Source organism: Thalassolituus sp. UBA2009, assembly GCF_002335285.1.
Lineage (GTDB): Bacteria > Pseudomonadota > Gammaproteobacteria > Pseudomonadales > Oceanobacteraceae > Venatoribacter > Venatoribacter alkanivorans.
In genome coordinates this window covers 137,821-148,207 of the sequence record NZ_DDCJ01000058.1, presented here as the reverse complement: position 1 = coordinate 148,207, position 10,387 = coordinate 137,821, and the positions used below count along the sequence as shown (strand labels likewise).

Sequence of the window (10,387 nt, the reverse complement as noted above, 5' to 3'; positions counted from 1 at the left end):
CATCAGCCTGCACCTCGACAGCCGCTTGCAGAAGCTGGCAGAAAAAGAAATGAAGGGGATGCGTGGCGCTCTGGTTGCAATCGAAGTGGCAACCGGCGGTATTATCAGTCTGTACTCCAACCCGAGTTTCGATCCGAACTTATTTGTTACCGGAATCTCACACAAAGATTATTCAAGCCTGCGTGACAATCCCGATCTGCCATTGTTTGACCGGGCAATCCGTGGCCAGTATCCACCAGCCTCCACTCTCAAGCCTTTCGTTGGCTTAGCGGCACTGAACTCCGGCATTACCAGCTGGAACGAGAGTATCGATGATCCGGGCTGGTATCAGCTGGAAAATGACGAACGCCTGTACCGTGACTGGAAGCGCAGCGGCCACGGCAAAGTGAACCTGCAGCGCGCCATTGTCGAATCCTGTGATACCTATTTTTACGACGTCGCGGTGCGTGCCGGTATCGACAACCTGTCACCCTTTCTGGCCCAGTTCGGTTTTGGCCGTAATATGACCCTGGATATCAGCAACGCCTTACCGGGTCTGCTGCCCGACCGCGACTGGAAACGTGCCAAGAGAAAATCCTTCTGGTACGCCGGCGATACCGTCAACCTCGGTATCGGTCAGGGCTTTATGCTGGTCACCCCGATGCAGCTGGCCACCGCCACCGCCGTGCTGGCCAACCGTGGCCAGTGGCAGGTGCCGCGTCTGATTCTGGCGCATAACGATGTGGCCGATGAAATTCCACACGGTGATATCGCCGATATTCAGCTGAAAAATCCGCAGGACTGGGAGCAGATGAACCACGCGATGGAACAGGTTATCAGCGGCACCCACGGTACTGCCCGGCGCCTGCTGAGCAAGCTGCGTTACCCGATTGCCGGTAAAACCGGTACCGCTCAGGTGGTCGGCATTAAACAGGATGAGGAATACGATTCCGAATCCCTGCGTGAACGCTGGCGTGACCATGCGCTCTTTATTGCGTTTGCACCGGTGGAAAAACCGGAAATTGCCATCGCCGTCGTTATCGAAAACGGTGAATCTGCTGGCCGCACCGCCGGCCCGATTGCACAGAGCATTATCAACGAATATCTCGGAGGCGCAGAAGGCTAGTGGCTAATACCGATTTCAGCCGCACCATGGGCGGCCATCACCAGCATGGTTTTGACCGCAGCCGCGCCTGGTTCGAACGCATGCACGTCGACCTGATTCTGTTGCTGCTGATTATGCTGCTGGCCGGTTGTGGTCTGCTGATTCTGTACAGCGGCAGCGGTCAGGACATGACCATGGTCAAACGTCAGGCGCTGCATTTTCTGATCGGCTTTATCGTCTTAATTGTCGCCGCCCAGTTTCCGCCACGCTTTTATCAGACCGTCGCGCCCTGGGCCTTTGCCATCGGGGTGATCGCGCTGATCGGTGTACTGCTGATGGGTGTGGGCGCCAAAGGCGCGCAACGCTGGCTTGCCCTGCCCGGCCTGCCACGCTTTCAGCCATCCGAACTGGTTAAGCTGGCGTTACCCTTAACCGTTGCCTGGTATATGGCGAGCCGGCCGGTGCCGCCGCGCTTTTTCGATCTGTTTAAAGCCATGCTGATTATCGGTTTGCCGACCATTCTGATTCTGAAACAGCCCGATCTTGGCACCTCCATTCTGATCAGTGCGTCCGGTATTCTGGTGCTGTTTTTTGCCGGCATGTCCTGGACATTAATCCTGTCTATGATCGGGGTTGTCGCAGCCTGTGCGCCGCTGATGTGGTTTTTTGTCATGCGCGAATATCAGAAACAGCGCGTTCTGACCTTTCTTAATCCGGAAAGTGATCCGCTCGGTTCCGGCTGGAATATTATTCAGTCAAAGACCGCCATCGGTTCCGGTGGCATCGACGGTAAAGGATTTTTACAGGGAACCCAGTCACAGCTTGAGTTTCTGCCGGAAAGCCATACCGATTTTATTATCGCCGTACTGGCAGAAGAACTTGGTCTGATTGGTGTACTGGCTCTGCTGACCCTGTATTTTCTGATTATTATGCGCTGTCTCTATCTTTCCTCCCGCTGCGAAACTTTATTCGGCCGTTTGTTGTCCGGTAGTCTGGCCGTTACGTTTTTTATCTATGTATTCGTAAACATAGGTATGGTCAGTGGCATATTACCAGTGGTCGGCGTACCCTTACCACTGGTGAGCTACGGTGGCACCTCGGTAGTCAGCCTGCTGACGGCTTTCGGCTTAATTATGTCCATGTACACCCACCGGCAGAATTAGGATACAGATTTATGCGTTTTTTCCGTGACACCCTGAACACACTGAGCAGCGTTTTGTTGTTATGCGCTGCCCTGCCCGTTTCTGCGGCTTACGATCAGCATCCGCGCAGTGAAGAATTTATTGCTGAAGCCAGCAAAGAATACAAAATTGATCCGGCCGAAATCCGCACCTGGCTGACCCATGCAGAAAAGCTGGATTCCGTTCTTGAAGCCATTGCCCGGCCGGCCGAAAAAGTAAAAGAGTGGGACGAATATCAGGATATTTTCCTGACCAAAAAACGCATTACGGCCGGCAAAGCCTTTCTACAGGAACACGCCGCTTTATTGCAGAAAGCAGAGCAGGAATACGGTGTCGATAAACACATTATCGCCGCCATTATTGGTGTCGAAACCTTTTACGGTACCCGCCAGGGAAATTACCGCGTACTCGATTCCCTCGCCACACTGGCCTTTGATTATCCGCAGCGGCCATTATTCTGGCGTGAATTAAAAGCCTTTTTCGCCCTCGCCCGCGATGAAAAAATCGATCCGGCCAGCATCAAAGGTTCCTACGCCGGCGCCATGGGCTATGGCCAGTTTATTCCGACCAGTTTCCTGCATTACGCCGTGGATGCCGATAAAGATGGCAAACGCGATCTGTGGGGCAACCCGGCCGACGCTATTTTCAGTGTTGCCAACTATTTCAAACGCCACGGCTGGCGCAGCGGTGAAGCCGTCACTCAGCGTGTGCGCGTCAGCGGTAAAAAGTACGAAGACATCATCAACGACAGCCTTAAGCCGAAATGGACGGCTGCTGAATTAAAGGCACTGGGCGTTGAACCAACGATCAAGATCGCGGATGACCGTTCCGCCAATCTTATCCGCCTCCAGGGTAAAGTCGGCGCCGAATTCTGGCTCGGCGAACATAACTTCTACGTTATCACCCGCTACAACCACAGCCGTCTGTACGCCATGGCGGTGTATCAGCTGAGTGAGGCCCTGCGTTGAGAGCGCTTTCTTTTCTGCTGGCACTGACTCTGGTGCTGGCAGGCTGTACCACCTCGCGTTATCAGCACGCCAACGATTTCACCCCGGCAACCGTTGCCGACATCCATAACCTGAAAGAGCCGGAACCCAAAGCCGAACCGCGCAGCAGCATGGGTAACCCACGCAGCTATAAAGTTTTCGGCAAGGAATACCGGGTGATGGACAGTGCCAACAACTACAAAGAACGCGGCATTGCCTCCTGGTATGGCATGAAATTTCACGGTCACCGTACATCCAACGGTGAAATTTATGATGTTTACCAATTCACCGCCGCGCACAAGACTCTGCCATTACCCAGCTATGTGCGTGTTACCCGGGTGGATAACGGCAAATCCATTATTGTGCGGGTAAATGACCGCGGTCCGTTTCACGAAGGCCGCATCATCGACCTTTCCTACGCGGCGGCCGTTCGTCTTGGTATCAATAAAATGGGTACCGCTCAGGTCGATGTGGAAGTCGTCACTCCTCCACACGCCCACAGCGTACGCTGGGTGCAGGTCAGCGCACTGTCAGATGCCGCCGCCGCTCAGCGTCTGCAGGCCAGTCTGCAGCGCTCACTGGCGCCCATGACCTGGCCGGTCAGTATCAGTACTCAGGATGGTGGTGCCGGTTTGCATAAGGTACGCATCGGGCCGGTGCCGGAAGGAGACGATCTGCAGGCGGTGCTGGACCGTCTGGATCAGCTGAATATCCGCCAGCCACTGTTGCTGGCCGCGCATCAGCTGAACTGATCAGGCGCACATAAAAAAAAGGGGCCATGACGATAAACATCAGGCCCAGAGGCAAGGTACTCAGCGCAGAAACAGTAAAACTAAAGCGTGCAGGCCCGGCTTATTCGCCAGTGCCGTGTTTTTCGATGTCTTTCTTCACAGCCCAGTAAACACCGCCAAAAAAGGCGCAGGTCAGGGCAACAATAATCAGGCCGGAAAATACAACTTCATCCATAAACATAGTGCTCACCTCTCAGTTAAGCCGTGCCATTCGGGGCGTTGATGACAACGTCATTGCGTTTGCGATGAGTTCACTTTAGCAAGGGTCTGAGAGGCGGAATTGATGTATATCAACGAAAAAATCGCCCCGAGATGAGGTTGATACAGAGCTTGATGCACATCAAATAACCACATAGTTATCATGACTAATGGTGCGAACCTTGCTATTTAAATAAGAAGAACATCAACAAGAGGCCCGGCTTTCATCCCTGCCGGCCCTGTTCCCTTTGTCGCAGCAGACAGCCTCCACTTATTGGTATTTAGCGTCAGGCAGTGCACACTAGACACACTGGCGACCATAAAGGACTCGACAAGGTGAAAGGACCAATAACACACGCTGCCTCACTGCTGCTGTGCGGATCATTGCTTGCAGCGCCTGTCCTGCAGGCCGCAGAGCAAACGGCGCCAGCGACCTCTCCGGCAATCAGCACCGCTAACAGCAAAACAACAGCGCCGACACTGGCCGCGGCCAATCAGCAACTGTCGCAGCTGGTTCAGCGTCATGATTACCAGAGCGCCTATCAGCTGGCTCTGCCGCTGCTCAGCCTGTATGAGGGCGACCCATCCTTTGATTTCTACTACGCCTTCAGCGCCGCCCAGCTTGGCTATTTCAACGAAGCGGTCTTCAGTTTCGAACGCCTGAGCAGCAACTACCCCGGCGTTGCCCGCTATCGTCTGGAGTTAGCGCGTGCTTACTACTACCTGGGCAACTACGACGCCGCCGAACAGGAATTCCGTCAGGTCAAACGCAGCGACCCGCCCGCTCAGGTGCAGGACACCATTGACCAGTTTTTACAGCGCATTCAGCAACAGCAGCAGACCGCCATGCCGGCCTGGGCAGGTTTTGTTTCTTTCAGCGGCGGCTATGACTCCAACTACAACACCGCCACCGATCTTAATGAAATCGACCTGCTCGATGGCTTACTGACCGCCCGCCTGAGCCGTGATCAGCGCGCCAAAAGCAGTGGCTATTATCAGCTGCGCGCTCAGGGCAGCTATATCAGCCCGCTGACCCGGCGCAGTGCTGTTGACCTGCAGTTTGGCGCCAGCCGCAAAGACAACACCGCCGACGACCTGTTCGATCTGGATAATCTCTACGCCAGTGGCGGCATGCGTATGCTCCGTGGCCGTCATAATCTGCGTTTCGGCGGACGTTACAGCCATTACTGGCTGGGCGGAGAAAACCTGCTGTCAGACATCTCGGCCAACCTCGAATGGAATTACCAGCTGAACCACGCCTGGCAGAGCCAGACCCGGCTGACCCTGAGCAGTCAGGACAACAGGCTCAATGATGATCTCGATCTGCTGCAGGCCGAACTGCAGGCCGGCGCAATGTTCTCCGACGGCTCTTTTTCCAGCCAGTTTGCTCTGGTACTGGCCAGTGATGACGGCAAGCAGGACTACCAGGCTCGCGATACCCTCGGTCTGAACCTCAGCGTGCAACAGCTGCTGAGCATTCACAGCAGCCTGTACGCCAGCCTGATTCTGCGTGACTACCAGTTTCAGGGGGCTTTCCCGGCCGATAATCTGCTGGCCGGTGGCGAAACCCGTGCCGACCAGATGACCCAGCTGGTCGCCGGTTATGGCTACACCCTGTCGCCCGATCTGACCCTGTATACCCAGGCCAGTCAGGTCCGCTACACCAGTAACCTTCCGGTATACGAATATGAGCGCACGCTGTTCGAAGCGGGCATCAACTGGACATTCTGATGGAGGCCACCATGCACCGGATTACACGCTCAGCCTGTCTGCTGCAGGCAATGATTATTCTGACCATGTTGTTTGCCCTGAATTCTGCCCGCGCAGCTGAACTGGCCGGCCATATCATCATGGTCAAAGGGGATGTCAGCGCACAGGCCGCCGATGGCAGCCGCCGCAGCCTGAAGCGCCGTGATGAGGTGTACCCCAGCGATATAATCCGCACCGGTTCCGGCAGCCGCGTACAGATCCGCTTTATCGACAACGCCCTGCTCGCCTTGCAGGAAAACAGCCAGCTCAGCATTCATGCTTACCAGCAACAGGACGCCGATGGTCAGGGCGGAAAAGTGCTGATGGAACTGGTCGAAGGCGGCTTCCGCACCCTGACCGGCAGCATAGGTAAAGGCAATAAAGAGGCCTATAAGGTCGACACTCCGGTCGCCAGCATCGGTATCCGCGGTACGCTCTACAGCGTCATGCTGGCCAAAGGGCAGCTGCTCGCCGGCGTCTGGAAAGGCGGCATCAGCCTGTCTTCCGGGCAGGGTAATTTTAACCTTGGTCAGGATGCCGACTTTAACTTCGGTGTGCTCGGTGCTCAGGGCTTCCAGGGCATGCTGTCTGCGCCTCAGCAACTGGACAGCCCGGACGCGGAAATCTCTGCCACGAATATCACCGGCGTCAGCAGCGAATCGCCTCAGGGGGAGATGCCACCTCCGGCTGACGACGTTTTTGCCGGCTTCCCGCTGAACAACGCCATGCTGGATAATGCCGTCCCCAACCCTTTCGATCAGGATGCCAACAGTGGCAGCGAAGAGGCACTGGGCGACGGTGGTAACCTGATCAAGAACTCTCCGGATGTACGCCTGACCCTGGAAGAATTCAACGCCTATAAAGAAAGCACCACCCTCGGCAGCATGATCGTAAACGGCAAGTCCGTTGCCGTGCAGGCCTTCCGTGATGAACGTGGCGAGCTGGTGTTTGTCTCCGTCGATGATACTAACAGCACCGACATCACCCGCTACAGCGGCCTCACCGATGCCACGCAGCTGCCTTCCGAACTGACCGGGCTGGCCGGGGTGGAATGGGGCATCTGGAATGGCGCAACAGACGTACCGGTCAGCCAGCAGCTGGATGAAAACTCACTGACCGTTACCCCGGTCACCTCACCGGTAATGTGGGTTGTGGCCGAACCTGCGCTGCAAAGCAATATTCCGACCGACGGCACGGTTTCTTTCGGCGGCAACCAGGCACTGGGCATCGACAGCGAAGGCAATAAGCTGCTTTACGCCGATGGTAGCTTCACGCTGGATTTCGCCAGCGGCGCCATCAGTAACGGCTTTCTCAGTGCCAGCTATGAGGACGCCACCGGCAGTGGCCAGAGCATTGGCGGTAACTTCTGGAATGCCGACTTTACCGGCAGCATCCGCGCCAGCGGCAGCAATCAGAACAGCGCCCTGGTAGAGATGAAATTCGGCTCGGGTTCACACGGTGAAGGGGGTCCGGTACTGGATGCGGCGGCCAGCTATTTCAACGGCATACTGGTTGCTCCGGCCGGAGAAGTATTCACTGGCAATTTCTATCTGGTGGATGTCGGCGGCAACAGCGCCGCCGGTATTGTTGCCTGGCCGCAGACGCAGTTAACGCAGCCCTGAACTCCGGCGGCAGGCAGCTATAAACGCCCTGCTCTGCGCCTGACAACGGCCCGGGTTTTCCGTGTTACTTCTCGGTATGACGGAAAACCCCATCCCAGTCCGCGCCCAGATCCTGCTGACGCAGATGTTCGATACGCTCGCTGTACACCTGATACAAACGCCGTGGCTGGCGCTGCCAGAGTTCACTGAAAACCTGCTGAGCTTCCGCCCAGCGGCGGGCAAAATAATGCTCGGTCCCCTGCTGCTGCAAGGCCAGTTCCTGGCGTGTTGCCTCATCCACTTCGCTGGCCAGTCCCAGTGGCTGATACACACGAATGGGTTCGTTTTTGCCTTTCACCTGAATACGGTCGATATAGCGGTACACAAACTCCGGCGCCTGCGCCTGGGTCTGTTCACCAACCAGAACCGGCACGCCATAAAACTTGGTGATACTTTCCAGCCTTGAGCCCAGATTCACCGCATCCCCCAGCACGGTATAAGCCCGGCGGTAGGAGGAGCCCATGTCGCCGACATTCATCGGCCCGGTGTTAATTCCAATACCGATTTCAATCGCCGGCCAGCCTCGGGCAATAAATTCCTCACGCAGCGAGGCCGTAACGCGCTGCATACTGAGCGCTGCCTGTACCGCATGACAGGCATGACGTTCGTCATCCAGTGGCGCGCCCCAGAAAGCCATCACCATATCGCCGACGTATTTATCGATGGTGCCTTCATTATCAAAAATCACTTTGGTGATGGGCGTGAAGTAGCTGTTAAGCAGTGCCTTAAGATCAGCGGCCGACAGATTTTCAGAGATATTGGTAAAGCTGCGGATATCGCTGAACAGTACCGTCAGCTCTTTGCTTTCCCCGGCAAACTGATAAGCCGCAGGGTCATTCATCATGCGCTCGATATGCGCCGGCGGTACATACTGGTCGAACATCCCTTTCAGTAAGCGACGGCTGAGATTCTCGCTGACAAAGCCATACCCCAGATTAACAATGGTCAGCCCGCCAACCAGCAGCAATACCGCTGCCAGCGGTAAATCGAGGTTCTGATAGGACCACAGATAAAAATTGCCACTGATCACCAGTACAACCGCCAGACCACTCAGCAACATGGCACTGAAAGGCCCAAGCCGTGGCAGCCAGAATGACAGCACTATGCCAAACAACAACAGCTGGGCAAGCAGCGCACCCGCTTCCCATTCCGGACGGTATGGGAATTCATCATTAAGCAGGGCTTCGATCACATTGGCATGTACTTCCACCCCCGGATACTGCGTACCAACCGGCGTGGCACGCAGATCCGATAAACCGAGGGCTGAGGTGCCCACCAACACAATGGCACCTTCCAGCGCATCGTCGCTGATATTGCCATTGAGCACATCGGTGGCAGAAAAATAGGTAAAAGTACGCTTTGGCCCTTTATAGGGCACAATCACCCGGCCAGCGGCATCGGTACGTGCCAGCTGTCCCCCGACACCGGCATAGCGCAGTACATCAACATCGCCCAACGCAACCGTTTCCAGTTGCAAGGTGCGGTCGAACAGATAAGCCATCACCGTCGCCAGTGCCAGCGATGGGTACAGATCGTTACCATAGCGGATAACCAGTGGCGCCCGGCGGATCGCGCCATCAGCATCGGCAAAGGTGGTGACAAAGCCAGCACCGGCGGCAGCATCCTGCAGCAGTGGCAGATTGGCAGCATAGCCCGGCTTGGCGATCACCACCGAACGTCTGGCAGCCTCCACCGGCAACCGGTAGACCGGAGCCGGTAAACGACCCACGCTCACATTGCCCTCATCAAGAAAGAAAAAACCCAGCACCGTATCGGTCGCCGGTAATTCCTGTGCAAAATGAGTATCGGCATCAACCTGCCGGCGCCATCCTTCGGGCGCCTGCCAGCGCTCACCATCAACCGCCAGGCGCTTGCGGATATCGTCCACCGGGTTACGTTCCGGCTCAGAGAACACCACGTCAAAGGCCACAACCACTGCGCCATACTGCGCCAGTGTGGTTACCAGATCGGCGAGTTTGTGCCGGCTCCAGGGCCAGCGGCCTTCATGGGCAAGGGATTTTTCATCGATGTCGATAATGATAATTGGCTGCTCGCCACGTTCGGGCGGATGCCAGTCGAGTGCTGCGTTAAAGCGCAGGTCGTAAAGCAGAAAGTCGAGTCGTTTCAGCCAATGGCCGGGACTTTGCCCGGGCTGCAGGCTCAGCAGAATAAAATAAGCGGTCAGTAACACACCCAATAAAATGGGCAGACGCGTGCGAGACAATGATCCCCAGCGCATAGAGTCCCTCAGAAACGTCCCTGCATTGGGCGAACACTAGCACAGGCGCACTTTAATGTCGCACCAGCCGCAGTTCAGGCCATCACCACCTGACCGCGGTACACACGCTGGGTACGTTTGCTGACCCGCTCAGAATCATCCATCAGGCGCTGGCTGCCACGGTATACATGGCTGATTTCATGCAGCTCTGGTGGCTCCTGGGTTGGCAGAAACTCTTCAATCAGGGCCAGCAAATCACGGCTGACGCCGCTTTGCACCAGAACACGCAGGTCATGCTCAAGGGACGGTGAATCAAAGTGAATCACGCATCCCTGCTCGTCTTTCGCCAGTCGTTTGATCTTTTGCAGCAAAGCGATGTTATGACGGTTGAATTCCATGCAATCATCTCCGGTTAATAGCTACTATCAGAAGTCTCAGTTAAACGAAGTATTGCAACCCTCATACCATAGTTTGAATCTGTTCAGTTTTATTCGGCGCAGCCGCTCCGGTATGACGGCT

Annotated in this window: 9 protein-coding genes; 6 read left to right on the top strand and 3 right to left on the bottom strand. The window is 55.9% G+C overall.

Annotated features, from left to right (window positions below; translation table 11 throughout):
- The 4 genes from mrdA to B3P58_RS06735 form a co-directional block, all read left to right on the top strand.
- Nucleotides 1-1,105 (top strand): penicillin-binding protein 2 (gene mrdA, locus B3P58_RS06750; RefSeq protein ID WP_286716582.1); only part of this gene is annotated, 1,105 nt, incomplete at its 5' end.
- Complete coding sequence (gene rodA, locus B3P58_RS06745) at nt 1,105-2,247, top strand: rod shape-determining protein RodA (protein ID WP_414716563.1); 1,143 nt, start codon at nt 1,105-1,107, stop codon at nt 2,245-2,247. The genes mrdA and rodA, both read left to right, overlap by 1 nt.
- Nucleotides 2,248-2,258: 11 nt before the next feature.
- The gene (gene mltB, locus B3P58_RS06740; protein WP_286716580.1) at nt 2,259-3,233 is read left to right on the top strand and encodes a lytic murein transglycosylase B; all 975 of its coding nucleotides are present in this window, start codon (nt 2,259-2,261) and stop codon (nt 3,231-3,233) included.
- Nucleotides 3,230-4,003 (top strand): septal ring lytic transglycosylase RlpA family protein, encoded by a 774-nt coding sequence (locus B3P58_RS06735; RefSeq protein ID WP_286716579.1) that lies wholly within the window; start codon nt 3,230-3,232, stop codon nt 4,001-4,003. The genes mltB and B3P58_RS06735 overlap by 4 nt, the downstream gene beginning before the upstream one ends.
- Nucleotides 4,004-4,103: 100 nt before the next feature.
- Here B3P58_RS06735 and ccoM read toward each other — a convergent pair whose 3' ends face one another.
- Entirely contained in the window at nt 4,104-4,223 is a 120-nt protein-coding gene (gene ccoM, locus B3P58_RS06730) for a cytochrome c oxidase subunit CcoM (RefSeq protein ID WP_286716578.1), read from the bottom strand.
- Nucleotides 4,224-4,576: 353 nt separating this feature from the next.
- On the opposite strand from ccoM, the gene B3P58_RS06725 reads away from it, so the two are divergent.
- Both B3P58_RS06725 and B3P58_RS06720 read left to right on the top strand, forming a co-directional pair.
- On the top strand, nt 4,577-5,971 hold the full coding sequence (locus tag B3P58_RS06725) for a tetratricopeptide repeat protein (protein ID WP_286716577.1): 1,395 nt from the start codon (nt 4,577-4,579) through the stop codon (nt 5,969-5,971).
- 11 nt (nt 5,972-5,982) lie between these two features.
- Complete coding sequence (locus B3P58_RS06720; protein ID WP_286716576.1) at nt 5,983-7,611, top strand: FecR family protein; 1,629 nt, start codon at nt 5,983-5,985, stop codon at nt 7,609-7,611.
- Between the two features lie 64 nt (nt 7,612-7,675).
- Here B3P58_RS06720 and B3P58_RS06715 read toward each other — a convergent pair whose 3' ends face one another.
- Both B3P58_RS06715 and B3P58_RS06710 read right to left on the bottom strand, forming a co-directional pair.
- Nucleotides 7,676-9,874 carry a CHASE2 domain-containing protein gene (locus tag B3P58_RS06715; RefSeq protein ID WP_286716575.1) on the bottom strand — a complete coding sequence of 733 codons (2,199 nt, stop codon included), beginning with the start codon at nt 9,872-9,874 and terminating at the stop codon, nt 7,676-7,678.
- A gap of 89 nt (nt 9,875-9,963) precedes the next feature.
- The gene (locus B3P58_RS06710) at nt 9,964-10,266 is read right to left on the bottom strand and encodes a hypothetical protein (RefSeq protein ID WP_145469758.1); all 303 of its coding nucleotides are present in this window, start codon (nt 10,264-10,266) and stop codon (nt 9,964-9,966) included.
- Nucleotides 10,267-10,387: the final 121 nt, after the last annotated feature.

What these genes read in the sequence shown, in the direction of transcription:
- mltB (WP_286716580.1), top strand. Translation starts at nt 2,259, where the DNA reads ATGCGTTTTTTCCGTGACACCCTGAACACACTGAGCAGCGTTTTGTTG.
- ccoM (WP_286716578.1), bottom strand. Translation starts at nt 4,223, where the DNA reads ATGTTTATGGATGAAGTTGTATTTTCCGGCCTGATTATTGTTGCCCTG.
- B3P58_RS06720 (WP_286716576.1), top strand. Translation starts at nt 5,983, where the DNA reads ATGCACCGGATTACACGCTCAGCCTGTCTGCTGCAGGCAATGATTATT.
- B3P58_RS06710 (WP_145469758.1), bottom strand. Translation starts at nt 10,266, where the DNA reads ATGGAATTCAACCGTCATAACATCGCTTTGCTGCAAAAGATCAAACGA.